Source organism: Verrucosispora sp. WMMD573 (assembly GCF_027497175.1).
Lineage (GTDB): Bacteria > Actinomycetota > Actinomycetes > Mycobacteriales > Micromonosporaceae > Micromonospora.
The window spans coordinates 2720622-2737134 of the sequence record NZ_CP114901.1; the positions used below are offsets into that span (position 1 = coordinate 2720622).

Annotated in this window: 18 protein-coding genes; 8 read left to right on the plus strand and 10 right to left on the minus strand. The window is 72.1% G+C overall.

Going from position 1 to position 16513, the window contains the following annotated elements; translation table 11 throughout:
* Positions 1–96 precede the first annotated feature (96 nt).
* Positions 97–1344, minus strand: coding sequence for a family 16 glycosylhydrolase (locus tag O7601_RS12520; RefSeq protein WP_281566331.1), 1248 nt, complete (start codon positions 1342–1344; stop codon positions 97–99).
* A 189-nt stretch (positions 1345–1533) separates the two neighbouring features.
* Here O7601_RS12520 and O7601_RS12525 point away from each other — a divergent pair, with 189 nt between their 5' ends.
* Positions 1534–2247 (plus strand): Clp protease N-terminal domain-containing protein, encoded by a 714-nt coding sequence (locus O7601_RS12525; RefSeq protein ID WP_281566332.1) that lies wholly within the window; start codon positions 1534–1536, stop codon positions 2245–2247.
* Positions 2248–2251: 4 nt separating this feature from the next.
* On the opposite strand, the gene O7601_RS12530 is transcribed toward O7601_RS12525, so the two are convergent.
* Positions 2252–2770, minus strand: a complete 519-nt coding sequence (locus tag O7601_RS12530) for a hypothetical protein (RefSeq protein ID WP_281566333.1) — start codon at positions 2768–2770, stop codon at positions 2252–2254.
* A 101-nt stretch (positions 2771–2871) separates the two neighbouring features.
* Positions 2872–3060: a DNA repair protein gene (locus tag O7601_RS12535; protein WP_281566334.1), complete on the minus strand. Its 189-nt coding sequence runs from the start codon at positions 3058–3060 to the stop codon at positions 2872–2874.
* A gap of 156 nt (positions 3061–3216) precedes the next feature.
* Here O7601_RS12535 and O7601_RS12540 point away from each other — a divergent pair, with 156 nt between their 5' ends.
* Positions 3217–3876 (plus strand): GNAT family N-acetyltransferase, encoded by a 660-nt coding sequence (locus O7601_RS12540; protein ID WP_281566893.1) that lies wholly within the window; start codon positions 3217–3219, stop codon positions 3874–3876.
* Positions 3877–3952: 76 nt separating this feature from the next.
* Here O7601_RS12540 and O7601_RS12545 read toward each other — a convergent pair whose 3' ends face one another.
* A complete protein-coding gene (locus O7601_RS12545) occupies positions 3953–4474 on the minus strand; it encodes a TetR family transcriptional regulator C-terminal domain-containing protein (protein WP_281566335.1) in 522 nt (173 codons plus the stop codon).
* 35 nt (positions 4475–4509) lie between these two features.
* Positions 4510–5961, minus strand: a complete 1452-nt coding sequence (locus O7601_RS12550) for a glycoside hydrolase family 3 N-terminal domain-containing protein (protein WP_281566336.1) — start codon at positions 5959–5961, stop codon at positions 4510–4512.
* A gap of 165 nt (positions 5962–6126) precedes the next feature.
* Here O7601_RS12550 and O7601_RS12555 point away from each other — a divergent pair, with 165 nt between their 5' ends.
* A complete protein-coding gene (locus O7601_RS12555; protein WP_281566337.1) occupies positions 6127–7299 on the plus strand; it encodes an ROK family transcriptional regulator in 1173 nt (390 codons plus the stop codon).
* A 111-nt stretch (positions 7300–7410) separates the two neighbouring features.
* On the opposite strand, the gene O7601_RS12560 is transcribed toward O7601_RS12555, so the two are convergent.
* Positions 7411–8580, minus strand: coding sequence for an ATP-binding cassette domain-containing protein (locus O7601_RS12560; protein ID WP_281566338.1), 1170 nt, complete (start codon positions 8578–8580; stop codon positions 7411–7413).
* Positions 8581–8682: 102 nt separating this feature from the next.
* On the opposite strand from O7601_RS12560, the gene O7601_RS12565 reads away from it, so the two are divergent.
* Both O7601_RS12565 and O7601_RS12570 read left to right on the plus strand, forming a co-directional pair.
* Entirely contained in the window at positions 8683–9525 is an 843-nt protein-coding gene (locus tag O7601_RS12565; RefSeq protein ID WP_281566339.1) for an ABC transporter ATP-binding protein, read from the plus strand.
* A 30-nt stretch (positions 9526–9555) separates the two neighbouring features.
* Positions 9556–10455 (plus strand): ribokinase, encoded by a 900-nt coding sequence (locus tag O7601_RS12570; RefSeq protein WP_281566894.1) that lies wholly within the window; start codon positions 9556–9558, stop codon positions 10453–10455.
* Between the two features lie 43 nt (positions 10456–10498).
* Here the strand turns inward: O7601_RS12570 and O7601_RS12575 are convergent, their stop codons facing one another.
* A complete protein-coding gene (locus O7601_RS12575) occupies positions 10499–11503 on the minus strand; it encodes a helix-turn-helix domain-containing protein (protein ID WP_281566340.1) in 1005 nt (334 codons plus the stop codon).
* 72 nt (positions 11504–11575) lie between these two features.
* Here O7601_RS12575 and O7601_RS12580 point away from each other — a divergent pair, with 72 nt between their 5' ends.
* Positions 11576–12034 carry a rhodanese-like domain-containing protein gene (locus tag O7601_RS12580; protein ID WP_281566341.1) on the plus strand — a complete coding sequence of 153 codons (459 nt, stop codon included), beginning with the start codon at positions 11576–11578 and terminating at the stop codon, positions 12032–12034.
* 75 nt (positions 12035–12109) lie between these two features.
* On the opposite strand, the gene O7601_RS12585 is transcribed toward O7601_RS12580, so the two are convergent.
* Genes O7601_RS12585 through O7601_RS12595 form a run of 3 tightly spaced genes read right to left on the minus strand, consistent with a single transcriptional unit; the run spans position 12110 to position 13832 of the window.
* Positions 12110–12781: a hypothetical protein gene (locus tag O7601_RS12585; protein WP_281566342.1), complete on the minus strand. Its 672-nt coding sequence runs from the start codon at positions 12779–12781 to the stop codon at positions 12110–12112.
* Positions 12782–12827: 46 nt separating this feature from the next.
* Entirely contained in the window at positions 12828–13307 is a 480-nt protein-coding gene (locus O7601_RS12590) for a DUF6232 family protein (RefSeq protein ID WP_281566895.1), read from the minus strand.
* Between the two features lie 48 nt (positions 13308–13355).
* The gene (locus O7601_RS12595; protein ID WP_281566896.1) at positions 13356–13832 is read right to left on the minus strand and encodes a DUF6232 family protein; all 477 of its coding nucleotides are present in this window, start codon (positions 13830–13832) and stop codon (positions 13356–13358) included.
* Between the two features lie 193 nt (positions 13833–14025).
* Here O7601_RS12595 and O7601_RS12600 point away from each other — a divergent pair, with 193 nt between their 5' ends.
* A complete protein-coding gene (locus tag O7601_RS12600; protein ID WP_281566343.1) occupies positions 14026–14799 on the plus strand; it encodes an enoyl-CoA hydratase-related protein in 774 nt (257 codons plus the stop codon).
* 77 nt (positions 14800–14876) lie between these two features.
* Positions 14877–16499 carry an acetolactate synthase gene (locus O7601_RS12605; protein WP_281566344.1) on the plus strand — a complete coding sequence of 541 codons (1623 nt, stop codon included), beginning with the start codon at positions 14877–14879 and terminating at the stop codon, positions 16497–16499.
* Positions 16500–16513 lie beyond the last annotated feature (14 nt).

A 16513-nucleotide genomic window follows, 5' to 3' on the forward strand; every position in this document is an offset into this window, starting at 1 on the left:
TGATCATGTCGCTCAGACATGTTGCAGAAGCTTACTGGCTCGGGTGCCCACTACGGACGGTGTGGGATGCGATCCCAGGCCGGGTGCAGGGTGGTCTCAGGCTCGCGACCACTTCTGGTTGGGGGTGCCGGCGCAGTCCCACAGTTGCAGCCGGCCGCCGTTGTTCGGGTTGTTGTCGCGTACGTCGACGCAGCGATTCGCGTTGAGGTTGACGAGGTCACCGGCGGCGTTGAGGGTGAATCGTTGCGCCGGGTTGCCGTTGCAGGTGACGAGATTGACCTCGGTGCCGTTGGCGGTGCCGGCCCAGGCCGGGTCCATGCACTTGCCCATCGCCCGGATGGTGCCGTCGGCGGCGAAGGTCCACGCCTGCGCGGCGGTGGTGTTGCAGTCCCAAACCTGTAGCGGCGCACCGTCGACCGGGTTGGCGCTGGGGATGTCGATGCACCGGCCACTCTGCTGTCCCCGGATCCGGGTGGTGCCGCTGTTGCCGTCCGGGACGTAGCCGTGGACCCGGACGTAGTCGACGAGCATCTGCTGCGGGAACTGGGTGCTGCCGTCGGGGTAGCCGGGCCAGTTACCGCCGACCGCCACGTTGAGGATCATGAAGAAGGGGTGGTCGAAGACCCAGCGGTTACCGCCGAGCCGGCCCGGGTCGACCCGGAAGAACTCCGACCCGTCGAGATACCAGCGGATGGAGTTCGGCTCCCAGTCCACCCGGTAGGTGTGGAAGGTGTCGGCAAGCGGCTGCCCGATGGTGCGGCTGCCGGTGATCCCGCCGCCGCCGGAGTAACCGGGCCCGTGGATGGTGCCGTGCACGGTGTTCGGCTCCCGTCCGACGTTCTCCATGATGTCGATCTCGCCGGAGGCCGGCCAGCCGACATCGCCGAAGTCCCGGCCGAGCATCCAGAACGCCGGCCAGATGCCCTGCCCACGGGGGATCTTGATGCGTGCCTCGAACCGGCCGTACGCCTGGCTGAAGGTGGCCGCGGTCAGCAGCCGGGCCGAGGTGTACTCACACCGCCCGTAGTGGCACTGGTAGTTGGCCGGGTTCTCCCGGCGGGCGGTGATGACCAGGTTGCCCTGGCCGTCGTGCACGGCGTTGCTGGTGCTGTTGGTGTAGTACTGCCGTTCGTTGTTGCCCCAGCCGTGGCCGCCGATGTCGAAGCGCCACTTGGACTGGTCGACCGGGGTGCCGGCTGGCGAGTTGAACTCGTCCTGCCAGGTGATCCCGCCGATCGCGGCGGTGGCCGGTGCGGACTGCACGGGTAGCAGGAGCGCGCTGGTGACGAGGGCCGCGCCCAGGGCGGCGGCTGCCCGCCGGAGGCTGCGGGAGATGGCGTACACGATCGGATCTCCTCGGGGGTGGAGGGACGGATGTGCTGGCGAGGCGGATGGAGAGCGCTCTCCGAATCCGAGTCTGTCGATTTGGGAAGAATTAGTCAAGGTTGTTAACAGCGATCATCGATCGATTCGCGGCTCGGGTGCCGTCAACCTGCGGTTGACGAAATCGTGTCGTCAACCTAAAGTTGACGCATGACTGAACCCGTGCAGATGAACAACCCCGTCCGGCTCGACGACCTGATCCAGGCCATCAAGCAGGCCCACTCCGACGCCCTTGATCAACTGTCCGGCGCGGTGATGGTGGCCGACCACATCGGTGAGGTGGCCGACCACCTGATCGGCCACTTCGTGGACCAGGCCCGGCGCTCCGGAGCGTCCTGGACCGAGATCGGCCGGAGCATGGGAGTGAGCAAGCAGGCCGCCCAGAAGCGCTTCGTCGGTGCGGCGATGGACCCTCAGGAGGGCTTCCAGCGGTTCACGCCCCGAGCCCGCAACGTGGTGATCGCCTCGCAGAACGAGGCGAAGGCCGCCGGCAACGCCGAGATCACCCCGACCCACCTGGTGCTCGGACTGCTGGCCGAGCCGGAGGCGCTGGCCGCGAAGGCGCTGGCCGCCAGTGGTGTCTCGGCCGACGCGGTACGGGAGGCCGCCACCGCCGCGCTGCCGCCGCCGTCGGACGAGGTTCCCGAGCTGATTCCGTACGACACCGCAGGCAAGAAGGCGCTGGAATTGACCTTCCGTGAGGCGTTGCGGCTCGGGCACAACTACATCGGTACCGAGCACATCCTGCTGGCCCTGTTGGAACAGGAGAACGGCGAGGGTGTGCTCACCGGCCTCGGGGTGGACAAGGCTGCCACCGAGGCGAACATCGCGGCGGCCCTGGCCAAACTGCGGACGTTCGAATAGTCGATCACGGCTCGACGGGGAAGCCGTACCGGGCTGCGTGTTCCGGGTCGGTCGGCTCGATCTGGCGCAGCCCGGCGTCGGCGAGATGCTTGTTCACCTCGTCGAGTCGCTCGCGCACCAACCGGGCCTCCTCCTCGGTGACCCGCCCGCGGTGTGGCCGGCCCGCGTACTCGATCGTGCTGTAGTCGACCTTCTCGGCGCTGCGGCGGACCTTTGGCGGGCGTACCCGCTCCGCGGTCTTCAGCAACTGCGCCATCGGCACGTCGGTGGCCATCGCGTCGAACTCGCTCGCGGTCAGCACCACCCGACGCGGCTCACCGTGGCCGTGTCGATCGTGGATCTCGACCACCGCCACGTCCAGCGCCGCGTCGTCGATGCTCTCCACCTCGACCGGGGTGGCGTCCAGTTGCACGGGCCCGGCGACCAGGTCAGGGTGCTCGACAACGACGACGCGGACGGCCTCGTCGTCGGCGCCCAGCACCGTGCCGCTGAAGTCGGAGACGTGGATCGTCTTCTTGCCCATGGATGTGCCAGCTCCCGTCGTGACCCGTCGAAGGACCAGCAGACGTTACCCGACAGGTGTGCGAAAGCGCGCGGTGGCTCGCCGTCCTACCGGCTGGTGTTTCAGTGCGGGTTCAGGTGGTGCCGAACGGGGCCGGCGGGCAGGCTGTCCAGCTCGCGCCAGGAGAGCGTGCCGGAACGGGCGCGGTGACCGCGGTACGCCGCCTGGGCCGGAAAGCGGCCGGCGAGCCGGTGGTGGCGCCAGGCGCGCTCGGGGTCCTGCTCATCACGGTCCTGCGGCTGTTTCTGCATGCCCCCACCGTTCCAAATAAAGTTGTCCATGTATGGAAATGGATATGACGGTCGATCGATCGTTCAAGTTCCCCGGATCGGGCCTACCTACGCCCCGAACCGACCCGGGTCGTCGTACGGTGAGCGGCGTCGGCGGTGACGGACGGGGAGGTGTTGATGCTCGACCGGCGGCTCCACCTTCACCTGGCGACCTGGTTGGGACAGTGGCCGGCCGGCCCGGGCCTGCACGTGGTCGGGTCCGGGCGGCGCACCCGACCCGCCTGGGACGGCCGGCCGCGCCCCGCCATCGCGGTCCACGCCGGAGCCAGCGGCGTGCTTTCCGTGGCGCCCGATCGGGTCGCGACCGTCCGTGAGCTGGCGCGGCATCCGGACGGTCTGCTTAACGCGTTGCCGAACGCCGTCGGCTATCCGAGTTGGGTGGTGCACGACGACGTGTTCCGGTGGAGTGTGGCGCCGACGGCACTGCCGGACGTCGGCGAGTGGGTGCCGCCCACCACCGCCGGCCTGCCCTCCTGGCTGCGGCTGTTCGACCGGTCGGTGCTCATCGTGCGCGACCACCGGGGTCGCTATCTGGCCGGCGTCGGGATCAAGCGGCATGACCGGCACGGACACGAGTTGGCGGTGGGCACCGTCCCGGCGGCTCGCGGGCGCGGGCTGGCTCGGCGGCTGGTGGCCCAGGCGGCCCGCCGAGTGCTCGACGACGGCGCCGTCCCCACCTACCTGCACGACCGGCGCAACGGCGCCTCGGCGCGGGTGGCGGAGGCTGCTGGATTCCTCGACCGCGGCTGGCGGTCCTACGGCGTCTACCCGAGCTGAACGGTGGCTGGCAGGGCGCGGACCGTGGATCCCGGGCCGGATCCACGGTCCGCAGCCTCCCCCCCCCAGGTCCGCATCAGGCTTCAATGCCGATCACGCTACGTATCCAGAACCCGCTCGGCAAGCCGCCGCCACCGTCTTGTTGCTGTCCAATTGTGGACTTGACCTGGGAAGGAGTGCCTTTCCCCGCTCGCTTCGGTCGGTGACGCAGGGTGTGGATCAGGCTGATGACCTGTTGGGTCACCGGCCGCAGTACGCGTAGTCGCGAGAGCCTCACCAGTCGGTCGACGAGCGGCACCGCGCCGTCGATCGGCTCCCGGGTCCGGGTCTGTCCCGGCGAGCGGTCGTAGACCCAGAAGAGCACCATTCCCATGTAGGCGAGCCAGAGCAGCTCGGGCAGCTGCGGGCGCAGCTCCGCGTCGATCTTGGCGGTGGAGCCGGCCAACACCTCGGCGTAGAGGTCGATGGCGGCCTCGCGGGGCCCGGAGGACTCCGCGGAGAAGGGGCTCAGCGGGGAGGTGGGTTCCGCAGCGGTCTTGAAGAAGCTCGCCGCGAACTCGTGTAACGGGGTCAGCACGTCGATGCCCGCGTGCAGCACTCCCGCCAGCCGGGCGGCGAAGTCGGGGGTGCGGCTTAACGGACCAGGCCGAGTACCTCGGCGGCGGCGCGGCCGTTGGCGTGGCTCGCGCCGTATGTGGTGACGAAGGCCCGGACGCCGTCAGGCCGCCAGGCGGCCGGCCAGCCCATCTCCACCACGGCCACCGGATGCGTGGTGGCCAGCGCGTTTACCAGCTCCGGGCCGCCGGGCAGCCGGTGCAGATGACGGGCGACCAGGACGATCGGACGCTCGGCGGCGCGTCGCAGCAGGTCGGCCGGGTCCGTCTCGGCGGCCACCACCCGGATCTGCTCGGTGCCGCCCAGGTGTGGGCCGAGCCCCCACGGCACCCGGCCCTCGGCGATGGTCGAGTCGGCGTGCAGGTGCACCACGAGCGACCGGTCGAGCCCGGCCGGCACGCCCTCCACCCGCACGGCTCGGCGGGCCGCCGCGTACCCCAGGTCGGTGGGGGTCGCGGTGGGGCGATCGACGGTCCGCGTCCAGGCGGCGAGGTCCGCGGTGCGGCCGGCGGCCTGTTCGACGCGGGACCGTTCCAGGCGTCCGTCGCCGAGTGCGTCCACGATCTCGGCGGCGACCCGCTCGACCAGGTCGGCGTCGACCTTGGCGCCGATGCAGAGCAGGTCGGCGCCGGCGGCGAGGGCGCGTACCGCGCCGGGGGCGATACCTCCGGCGGCCAGGGCCGCGCCCTTCATCTCCAGCGCGTCGGTGACGATGACGCCGTCGAAGCCGTACTCGTGGCGCAGCAGGTCCACCAGCACGGTCCGGCTGAACGTGGCGGGCCCGTCTCCGGTCAGCGCGGGTACCCGGATATGTGCGGTCATCACCGCCTGCGCTCCGGCGGCGACCACCGCGGCGAACGGCGGCAGATCCCGCTGGCGCAGCAGGTCGGGTGCGACGTCCACGGTGGGCAGTTCGTGGTGGGAGTCCGCCACCGTCGCACCGTGGCCGGGGAAGTGCTTGGCGCAGGCCGCCACCCCGGCGGCCTGGAGCCCGGTGGTCGCGGCGGCGGCGTGCGCGGCGACCTTCTCCGGGTCGGCGCCGAAGGACCGGGTGCCGATGATCGGGTTGTCGTCTGCGGTGTTGACGTCGACCGTGGGCGCCAGGTCGAGGGTGATGCCCAGGCCGGCCAGCTCGGTGCCGATGGCCTGGTAGACCTGGCGGGTCAGCGTCACGTCGCCGACCGCGCCGAGTGCGGCGTTGCCCGGGTACGGGCTGCCGGTGGCGTGTGCCAGCCGGGTGACGTCGCCGCCCTCCTCGTCGATGGCGACCAGTACGTCGGGCCGGCCGCTCCGCAACGCCGCCGTACTCGCCGACACCTGCGCCGGATCGTGCACGTTGCTGCCGAACAGGGTGTGTCCGGCGAGCCCGTCGGCGACCAGGTCGACGGCCCACCCGGGCGGGACCGGGCCGGGGTACGCGGCCAGCAGGGTGCCCAACGCCAGCCGGCGCAGTCCTGGATCAAGCCCCACGTGCTCTCTCCTCTCGACGCCGGGCGGCGCGGATCTCGTACCGGGTCGGCGGAGGGTCGCGTTCCCGCGTGGCCGATACGCTACGGCTTACCCGTTCACAGCTCGGTTCACGGTTTCAAAGGCTATACAGTTAGCAAAGTTAACTAAAACTTGAGGACAGATGGCATGAGTGCGACCCGGCTGCCCGGCACCCCACGTCTGTTGCGGGCCCTCAACGACCGCGCGGCGCTGGAACTGCTGCTGGAGCAGGGGCCACTGACCCGGGCCCGGATCGGCGAGCTGACCGGCCTGTCCAAGGTCACCGCCTCGCAACTGGTGGAGCGGCTGGAGGAACGCGGACTGGTCACCCGCGTCGGCGAGCAGGCCGGCGGGCGAGGCCCGAACGCCCAGCTCTACGCCGTACACCCCGGCAGCGCACACGTGGTCGGCGTCGATGTGGGCCCGGAGCGGGTGGTGGCCGCCTGCGCCGACATCACCGGCACGGTCCTCGGCCGGGTCGAACAGTCCACCCAGGACACCGACGACCCGGTCGGCGTGGTGCACAACGCGGTCGTCCGGGTGGCCGGCAGCGCCGGGGCGCAGCTGTCGAGCGTTCGCCGGATCGTGCTGGGCACCCCCGGCCTGGTCGACCCGGGCACCGGCGACATCACCTTCGCGTACAACCTGCCCCGCTGGCATCGTGGTCTGCTCGCCGCGTTGCGGGACGACCTGGACACCCCGGTCGTCTTCGAGAACGACGTGAACCTGGCCGCGGTGGCCGAGGCGCAGTCCGGTGCGGCCCAGGGCCTGGCGGACTTCGTCCTGGTCTGGGTCGGTGCCGGCGTCGGTCTGGCGATCATGTTGGGCGGACGGCTACACCATGGCAGCAGCGGCGCGGCCGGTGAGATCGGCTACCTGCCCGTGCCCGGCGCACCCATCCCACGCGACGTCTCGCGTCGAGCGAAGCCCGCCTTCCAGCAGTTGGCCGGCGCGGACGCGATCAGCGCCCTGGCCCGGGACCACGGCTACCCGGACGCCGCGGCCGACGCGGTCCGGGCCGCGATCGCTGCCGGCGCCGCGGGCGGGCCGATGCTCGACGAGGTGGCCCGCCGGCTCGCCCTCGGCGTGGCGAGCACCTGCGTGGTGCTCGACCCGCCGCTCGTGGTGCTCGCCGGTGAGGTGGGGCAGGCCGGCGGCGCGGCCCTGGCCGAGCGGGTGCAGCACGAGGTCGCCGCGATCACCCTGGTACGCCCCCGGGTGGTGCCGACCGGCCTGACCGAGGAGCCGATCCTGCACGGTGCCCTGCGCACGGCGCTGGACGCCGTCCGCGACGAGGTCTTCGGCTCCACAGTCACCTGACCCCGTCCTCACCCGTCGATCATGAAGTTGTTGTGTGGGAGAGCGCTTGCCTTCGACAACAACTTCATGATCAACCGGAGTGGAGGTGGGTGAGGCAGGTGGGTGGGTGGGTCAGATGAGGTCGCGGCGGCGGAAGAGGGCGAAGGCGGCGGCGCTGAGGCCGGCGGTGAGCAGCAGGAGCACCGCCAGCGCCGGCTGCCAGGTCAGCGTGTAGCTGCCGTCGCAGTAGCCGTCGACGACGGTCCGGCAGGCGGTGCTGTCCCAGAATCTGGCCTCGCCGGCCAGCCACGCGCCGACGTAGCTGGCGAGCATGAGCTGTTCGGGCCGGGCCACCTCCAGGATCTGCAACACGATCCGCCCACCCAGCTCCCACACGACCAGGTACGCGGCCACCGCGCCGAGCGCCGCCGCCGTGTGCCGGCCCTCGTCGCGATGGCGAAGCCGATCGCCGCCGCGAGCAGCACCAGCGTCAACCCACGACCCCAGATCGCGCCCAACTCGGCCCAGAAGGCCGTGTTTGTCGGCCCGGGATAGCCGGCGACCTGCGCGATGACCCAGAAGGTGACGAGATAGGCGAGCGTGGCGAGCACCGACACCGTCAGCACCGCACCGAGCAGCGTGCCGAGCTTGGCCCCGAGCACGGTCAGCCGGCGGGGTCGCCACAGCAGCAGGTTGACCACTCCGCCGGAGTTCAGGTCGGCGCCGATGTACGAGGCGCCGACCAGGAACCCGAAGAGCACCAGATATGCCACCAGGAAGTAGAGCAGCGGCTCGGCCTGGCGGGTGAAGCTCGTCAAGTATCAGCAACTCGGGTCGCTTGAGCAGGGCCGAGGCCACCGCCAGTCGCTGCTTCATGCCAAGCGAGTAGCCCTTGACCCGCTCGTGGCCCCGGTCGGCCAGGCCAACCTGCTCCAGCACCTCGTCGACCCGGGTGACCGGTACGCCGCCGGCGAGGGCCAGCAGCCGTAGCGTCCGGTAGCCGGTGAAGTTGCCGTAGAACTGCGGGCTCTCCACGATCGCACCGACCCGGCCGGCGACCTGGGGCAACTGCTCCGGCGCGCTGGCGCCGAGCACCCGCATCCGCCGCCCGTCGTCGGCGCGAACGAGACCGAGCAGCGCGCGCAGGGTGGTCGTCTTTCCCGATCCGTTCGGCCCGAGGAAGCCGTGCACCTGGCCGGCCTCGACCAGCAGATCGAAGCCGTCGACCGCGACCCGTCGCCCACGGCGCAGGCTGTAAAAGGTCTTCCGGAGACCTTCGATCTCGATGACCCCACTGGTCATGGGTGGTCCTCCGGGTGGGGTGAGCAACGACACGGCGCCTCACCCCACGGCGGCGACGCCCGCCCGTGGGGGCACCACGGGCGTGCGTGGTTGGATGGACTGGTGACTGGTGACCTGATCCCTGGCGCCGCCGGCGCCGCACCCGCCCCCTCGCCCGTGGACGCGGATCTGGTGGTCAGCCTCGACGGCGTCGCCGTACGCCGGTCCGGCACCGCCCTGCTGCACGACGTCGACTGGCGGGTGGAACTGGACGAGCGCTGGGTGGTGCTGGGGCCCAACGGCGCCGGCAAGACCACCCTGCTCAACATCGCCTCCGGACGCCTGCACCCGACCACCGGCACCGCGCACGTGCTGGGTGAGCGGATCGGCCGCACCGACGTCATGGAGCTGCGGACCCGGATCGGCCTGTCCACCGCCGCGCTGGCCGAGCGGTTGCCCGCCCAGGAGCGGGTCGTCGACGTGGTGATGACCGCCGCCTGGTCGGTGGTCGGTCGGTGGCGGGAGAGCTACGACCCGGCCGACGAGGCCCGCGCTCGGGCGTTGCTCGACCAACTGGGCGTCAGCGCGTTGGCCGACCGGGCGTACGGCACCCTGTCGGAGGGGGAGCGCAAGCGGACGCAGATCGCCCGGGCGCTGATGACCGACCCGGAGCTGCTGCTGCTCGACGAGCCGGCGGCCGGGCTGGACCTGGGCGGCCGGGAGGACCTGGTCGCCCGCCTGGCCGGCCTGGCGCAGGATCCGGACGCGCCGGCGTTGGTGCTGGTCACCCACCACGTCGAGGAGATTCCCCCCGGGTTCACCCACGCGCTGCTGCTGCGCGACGGCGCCGTGATGGCGCAGGGCCTGCTGCGGGACACTCTCACCGCCGACAACCTCACCAAGACCTTCGGGCTGCCGCTGCTCGTCGAGCGCAACGGCGACCGCTACACCGCTCGCGCCGCCTGAGGCGACGCCCGCCACCCTCGGGAGGTGCCCGTGCCACAGACCCGCGTCGTGGTGGTGGGCAGCGCCAACATGGACCTGGTCGCCACCGCCGAGGCGCTGCCCCGTCCGGGGGAGACCAGGCTCGGCACCGACTTCGTCACCGTGCCCGGGGGCAAGGGGGCCAACCAGGCCATCGCCGCCGCGAGAGCCGGTGCCGCCAGCGTCTTCCTGGGCGCGATCGGCTCGGACGCCTTCGGGGTGACCCTGCGCGCCCGGATCACCGCCGCCGGGGTCGACACCAGTCAGCTGCGCACCACCTACGGCGCATCCGGGGTGGCCCTGGTCATGGTCAACGCCGAGGGCGAGAACGCGATCCTGGTGACTCCGGGAGCCAACGCGTCACTGACCGACCTGACCGAGACCGAACTCGACGCCGTCCGCGACGCCGACGTCCTGGTCGCGCAGCTGGAGATCCCGGTGGAGACGGTGACCCGAGCGGCAGTGGCCGCCCGCGCCGCCGGTACCCGGGTGGTGCTCAACGCGGCACCGGCCGTGCCGCTTCCGCCGGAGCTGCTCGCCGCCGTGGACGTGCTGGTCGTCAACGAGAGCGAGGCGCAGGCGTACACCGGACGAGGTCGGGAGGACCCGCGTGCGCTGCTCGACCTGGTGCCCCGGGCGGTGTTGACCCTCGGCGCGCAGGGCGCCTGGTACGGCGACCGGGACGGCGCGGCGGTGCACGTGCCGGCGGTGAGGGTGGACACGGTCGACTCGACGGCCGCCGGTGACGCCTTCACCGGCGCGCTCGCGGTGGCCTGGGGTGAGGGCCGCGACCTGGCGGACGCGGTGCGCTGGGCCTCGGCCGCCGGTGCCGGCTGCGTACGCCGGCTCGGCGCCAGCGTCTCGCTGCCGCACCGGGTCGAGATCGACCAGCTGTACGTGCCCGCTCCCTGACCGGATCAGCGCCGCTCGGCCGGGCTCGGCCGCCCCGCCCGGCTCACCTGCGCGGCGGCGTCACCGGTACGGAACGCGCGGCGGCGTCACCGGTACGGAACGCGCGGCGGTACGCCGACGGTGAGGTCCGCATCGCCCGGGTGAAGTGGTGACGGTAGGTGACCGCGGCGTCGAAGCCGACGGCCGTGGCGATCTGCCCGACCGGTGCATCGGTCGTTTCCAGCAGCGCCAGGCTGGCCCGCACCCGTTGCTCGACCAGCCACCGGATGGGGCTGGTGCCGGTGGCTCTCGCGAAATGCCGCAGGTAGGTACGGGTCGACATGTGCGCCTGGCGGGCCAGCCGGGCCACCGTGAGCGGCTCCGTCAGGTGGGCCAGCGCCCAGTCGAGGCTGCCGGCGATCCGGTCGTCGTCCGGGTCCAGCGTCACCGGCGCCTCGATGAACTGGGCCTGGCCGCCGTCGCGGTGCGGCGGAATCACCAGCCGGCGGGCCACCGCGTTGGCCACGACCGAGCCGTGGTCCCGTCGCACCACGTGTACGCACAGGTCAAGGCCGGCGGCGCTGCCAGCGCTGGTGAGGATGTCCCCGTCGTCGAGATACAGCACCTCGGCGTCGACCGTGACCCGTGGGTACCGGCGGGCCAGCAGGTCCGCGTACCGCCAGTGGGTGGCGGCCCGTCGACCGTCGAGCAGCCCGGCACCGGCCAGCGCGAAGGCGCCCGAACAGATGGACAGCAGCCGGGCCCCGGCTCGGTGGGCCAGACGCAGCGCCGCGACCAGTTCCGGCGACGGTGTGCCGTGCACGTCGGGCACGCCGGGAACGATGACGGTCGCGGCGGCGGCCAGCACGTCGAGGCCGTACGGGCTGTGCAGGCTGGCGCCGCCGAGCAGCGGAACGGGGCCAGGCCGTTCCGCGCAGAGTCGCAGGTCGTACCAGGGCACGTCGAGTTCCGGCCGGGGCAGCCCGAAGACCTCCGTGACGATGCCGGTCTCGAAACCCGACATACCGGGGTACGCGAGCACGGCCACGCTACGGTCGACCGGTTCCATGGCCGGATGTTAGCGGAGTACGGCGTTGTCGCCACTCGTGCCACCGGCCGACGTCGGTCGATGATCCAGGGCATGACCCGAGCCTTCGCCGTACCGGCTGCCGATCCGTCCACCGCCGTCGCCCACTTCCTCGCCCGACTGCGCTTCGAGACCGACGTCGCCGACGTGCACACCGATCTCACCGCCGGCGTGCCCGACCTGGTCGTGGTCGACTCGCGCGGCGACGCGGCCTGGGCGCAGGGTCACCTGCCCGCCGCGGTACACCTGCCCACCGAACTGATCGCCGAGCGGGCCGCCGGGGCGGTGCCGGCCGGCGCGCGCGTGGTCACCTACTGCTGGGGGCCCGGGTGTGACGGCGCCACCCGGGCCGCGCTGGAATTCGCCCGGCTCGGCTACCCGGTCAAGGAGATGCGCGGCGGCTACGAGTACTGGGTCCGGGAGGGCCTGCCCGTGGTGACCGCCACCGGACTCACCCACCGGCCGGTCGACGACCTGACCGCCCCACGCACCGCCGTCGCCTGCGACTGTTGACCGCTGGCGACCACCCGGCCCGTCCAGCGGACACGGCCCGGCCCCGGCCGAACCGGCGGGGCGCGGGCCGGCTGGTCAGCCGGCGTCGTCGTTGAGCTTCTCGCCCCGCCTGCGCAGCATCGACAGGCCGGGGATGCCCGCCACCGCGAGCTTGAGGTCCCGGGTCACGTCGAGCAGGTCGTGCAGGTCCGGGCCGACCCGGTCCAGGGTGGCCAGGATCGGCAGGACGTCGGCGGTGAGGTGCTGCCGCAGCTTCGGCAATTCGTCGACCAGCCGGACCGCCGCGGTCACCTCCTCGTGGCTGAGCTGCTCGACGAAGTGGCTGGCCATCGGGGCGGCCCGGCGCAGCGCCGGTTCGTACGCCTTCAGCAGTTCGGCAGCGGTGGCGGCGGCCTCCGCCGCCGTACCCACGGTCTCGGCGGCCCGCCCGGCCACCGACCGCGCCGACTCCACGACGACGGCCGCCGCTGCGGCCACCTCGGTGGCATTGTCCACGGCAGCGGTGGCGGCGGCACTGATCACCGCGACCTCACGGACCGCCACCTCGGCGTCGACGACCATCTGGTCGGTCCGGTCCAGGGTCTGCTCGACCCGGTCCACCACGCCGTTGATCCGGGACAGCAGCGCCTCCACCTCGTCGAGCACCGCGAACGCGCGGGCCGGGATGGCGGCGAAGGACGCGGCCTGGTCGAGGGCAGAACGGGTGAGACCGAGGACCGCGGTCGGCCGGGGAAGGGGGAGTGCCATGGGATCAAGTGTGCGTCGGGCGGGCCAGCACCGCCCGACGACGGGTTCAACCATCGCCCTGCTGCTCGACGGCGCGCTGCACCGCCCGGTAGATCTGGCCGAACCGCAGCGCGTCCGGTGTGCGTAGCACCAGCACCTCCTGCCGCCGGTACTGCACCCACAGCTCCAGGACCCGGTTGCCGCGCTCGTAGGAGCGGTCCAGCCAGCCGAGGGGTATCTCCAGGAACGGGACGAAGGCGAGCGGCACGATGACGCACGCGGCGAGCACGACCAGCGCCGGCAGCCACTCGCCCCGGTCCTGTGCGGACCAGGCCAGCGAGAGCACACAGACCAGCCCCACCAGTGGGGGCAGCGACAGCAGCAGCACCAGGACGCCCCGACCGATGACCCGCCCTCGTACGGCGAGGGTGGTGCGCCCCTTGGCATGCCAGACGTAGGTGACCTCGGTGATCGGAATGACGTGCCCACCGGCCCGGATCGCCTCGGAGGTCACCTGCACCGCGTCGTCCCGGTAATAGAGCGCCATCACTAAGCTTAAGCACCGTTGGGCAACGTGGTGCTGTCGTGCCGTCGCTCAGCGTCGACGGGGTGGTATCGGGCGGCCGACCTCCATGGCGCGTTGCACGGCGCGGTAGATCTGCCCGAACCGCAGCGCGTCCGGGGTGCGGAGCAACTGCACCGGGCCGCCCCGCCAGCGGATCCAGACTTCCCGCTGCCGGCTGCCCCGGGCGTAGGAGCGGTCGAGGTGTTCGAAGAGGAAGTCGGCGACCGGCCCGATCGCCAGCCCGACCAGCACGGACGCCCCGACGATGGCGATCGTCACGGTTGCCGACCGGTCCAGCCGGATGGCCAGCGCGACTCCGGCAGCGGCGGCCACCAGCGGGGCGACGAGCGCGGCGCCGATGGCACCCCGCCCGGCCAGCACCCGCCAGGAGCGGGTGCCGTGCTGGTGCCAGATCTCGCTGATCTCGGGCAGGGGGTAGACCCGGCCCTCGACGGTCACGGCGGCCGAGGTGACCCGCACCGACCGGTCGTCGTAGTAGGTGACCACGGAACGCCTCTCGCCGTGCCCGTGCGTCCCGCCGGGGTGCGGCGACGGCGTCGTGGCGCGGCCAGCGCGCGGCTCGGGTTGACGAGGGTTCATCGTGCGACTCCCGACTGACGGGGCTGGCACCAGACTACTTACCCCAACGACCCGGGTCGTAAGGTTGGCACGCGACTTCGACGAGGAAGTGAGGCTCAGCGTGGGCGAGTTCGTGCGGCTGGAGACCCGGGACGGCATCGGCACCATCCGGCTGGAGCGGCCGCCGATGAACGCCCTCAACACCCAGGTGCAGGAGGAGTTGCGCGCCGCCGCCACCGCCGCGACCGCCGACGACGGCGTCCGTGCGGTCATCGTGTACGGCGGCGAGAAGGTCTTCGCCGCCGGCGCGGACATCAAGGAGATGGCGGACATGTCCTACGTGGACATGGCAGGGCGGGCCGCCGACCTGTCGAGCGCGCTCGGCGCGATCGCCCGCATCCCCAAGCCCGTCGTCGCCGCGATCACCGGCTACGCCCTCGGCGGCGGCTGCGAACTGGCGCTGGCCTGTGACTGGCGGGTGGTGGCCGAGGACGCCAAGCTCGGCCAGCCCGAGATCAAGCTGGGCATCATCCCCGGTGCGGGAGGCACCCAGCGGCTCGCCCGGCTGGTCGGGCCGGCCCGCGCCAAGGATCTGATCATGTCGGGTCGGATGGTGGACGCGCCGGAGGCGTTGCGGATCGGCCTGGCCGACCGGATCGCCCCGGCGGCCGAGGTGTACGACACCGCGGTGGCGATGGTGCGGCCGTACCTGACCGGTCCGGTGCAGGCGCTGCGGGCGGCGAAGCTGGCCGTCGACGGTGGCCTGGACATGGATCTGAACTCGGGTCTGGCCTGGGAGAGCCAGCTCTTCGCGGCGCTGTTCGCCACCGACGACCGGCGCGAGGGGATGGCGGCCTTCGTGGCGAAGCGCAAGCCGGACTTCACCGGACGCTGAGCGCGCCGAGAATGGTTCACATTCCTCCTACCGGCCAGTAGCGTGTGACTCCGGTCAGGCGACGAGAAGGAGCGGGAATGACGGAGCGGATCGAAGGCCACGGCGGGGAACTCGCCATCGCGGCGCTGCGCGCGTACGGGGTGCGGGAGATGTTCACCCTCTCCGGCGGGCACGTGTTCCCGCTCTACGATGCCGCGCACAAGACCGACTTCCCGATCTACGACGTGCGGCACGAGCAGTCCGCCGTCTTCGCCGCCGAGGCGGTGGCGAAGCTCCAGCGCCGACCCGGGCTGGCGGTGCTCACCGCCGGTCCCGGCGTGACCAACGGCATCTCCGGTCTGACCAGCGCCTTCTTCAACGCCTCGCCGGTGCTCGTGCTGGGCGGCCGGGCACCCCAGTTCCGCTGGGGCTCGGGCAGCCTCCAGGAGATGGACCACCTCCCGCTGGTCGCCCCGGTCACCAAGCACGCGGAGACGGTGTTCAGCGCGGACGACATCCCCCGGGCGGTGGCCGCCGCGCTGACCACCGCCCTCACCCCACACCGGGGGCCGGTGTTCCTCGACTTCCCGCTGGAGGCGATCTTCTCGGTCGGCGACGCGGAGCTGCCGGCCGGGCCGCAGCTCAGCCCGCTCGAAGCCGACCCCGCCGAGGTGGCCCGCGCCGCCGCGCTGATCGCGGGCGCGGCACGTCCGGTGATCATCGCCGGATCGGACGTGTGGACCGGTGACGCCGTCGACGAACTGCGGGCCGCGGCCGAGGCGCTCACCGTGCCGGTCTTCACCAACGGCATGGGTCGGGGCGCCCTGCCACCGGAGCACCCGTTGGCGTTCGCCAAGGCCCGTCGGGTGGCCCTGTCCAACGCCGACGTGGTCGTGGTGATCGGCACCCCGTTGGACTTCCGGCTATCCTTCGGTGACTTCGGCGAGGCCCAGGTGGTGCACATCGTCGACGCGCCCAGCCAGCGGGCCGGGCACGTACAGCCCGCCGCTGCCCCCGCCGGTGACCTGCGCGGCATCCTCACCGCCCTGGCCGAGCACCCCGGCGACCGGGTCGACCACGACGACTGGGTCGCCCAGTTGCGGACCGCGGAGGACGCCGCGAAGGCCCGCGACGCCGAGGAGATGGCGGCCGAGACCGACCCGATCCGCCCGGCCCGGATCTACGGCGAGCTGCGCAAGGTGCTCGCCCGCGACGCGGTCACCATCGGCGACGGCGGCGACTTCGTCTCGTACGCGGGGCGGTACCTGGAGCCGGCCCAGCCCGGCACCTGGCTCGACCCTGGACCATACGGCTGCCTCGGCACCGGCATGGGCTACGCGATGGGCGCCCGGGTCACCCACCCGGACCGGCAGGTCTGTGTGCTGATGGGCGACGGCGCGGCCGGCTTCTCGCTGATGGACGTGGAGTCGCTGGCCCGGCAGAAACTGCCGGTGGTCATCGTGGTCGGCAACAACGGCATCTGGGGCCTGGAGAAGCACCCGATGCGGGCCATGTACGGCTACGACGTGGCCGCCGATCTCCAGCCCGAGCTGCGCTACGACCAGGTGGTCGGGGCGCTCGGCGGTGCGGGCGAGACGGTCGCCAAGGCCGCCGAGCTGGGGCCGGCCCTGCAACGGGCCTTCGACGCCGGGGTGCCGTACCTGGTCAACGTGCTCACCGACCCGGCCGACGCTTACCCCCGCTCCTCGAACCTGGCGTGAGTCGGGAGCCCCGC

What these genes read in the sequence shown, in the direction of transcription:
- O7601_RS12525 (WP_281566332.1), top strand. Translation starts at nt 1,534, where the DNA reads ATGACTGAACCCGTGCAGATGAACAACCCCGTCCGGCTCGACGACCTG.
- O7601_RS12530 (WP_281566333.1), bottom strand. Translation starts at nt 2,770, where the DNA reads ATGGGCAAGAAGACGATCCACGTCTCCGACTTCAGCGGCACGGTGCTG.
- O7601_RS12535 (WP_281566334.1), bottom strand. Translation starts at nt 3,060, where the DNA reads ATGCAGAAACAGCCGCAGGACCGTGATGAGCAGGACCCCGAGCGCGCC.
- O7601_RS12540 (WP_281566893.1), top strand. Translation starts at nt 3,217, where the DNA reads ATGCTCGACCGGCGGCTCCACCTTCACCTGGCGACCTGGTTGGGACAG.
- O7601_RS12555 (WP_281566337.1), top strand. Translation starts at nt 6,127, where the DNA reads ATGAGTGCGACCCGGCTGCCCGGCACCCCACGTCTGTTGCGGGCCCTC.
- O7601_RS12560 (WP_281566338.1), bottom strand. Translation starts at nt 8,580, where the DNA reads ATGACCAGTGGGGTCATCGAGATCGAAGGTCTCCGGAAGACCTTTTAC.
- O7601_RS12575 (WP_281566340.1), bottom strand. Translation starts at nt 11,503, where the DNA reads ATGGAACCGGTCGACCGTAGCGTGGCCGTGCTCGCGTACCCCGGTATG.
- O7601_RS12580 (WP_281566341.1), top strand. Translation starts at nt 11,576, where the DNA reads ATGACCCGAGCCTTCGCCGTACCGGCTGCCGATCCGTCCACCGCCGTC.
- O7601_RS12585 (WP_281566342.1), bottom strand. Translation starts at nt 12,781, where the DNA reads ATGGCACTCCCCCTTCCCCGGCCGACCGCGGTCCTCGGTCTCACCCGT.
- O7601_RS12590 (WP_281566895.1), bottom strand. Translation starts at nt 13,307, where the DNA reads ATGGCGCTCTATTACCGGGACGACGCGGTGCAGGTGACCTCCGAGGCG.
- O7601_RS12605 (WP_281566344.1), top strand. Translation starts at nt 14,877, where the DNA reads ATGACGGAGCGGATCGAAGGCCACGGCGGGGAACTCGCCATCGCGGCG.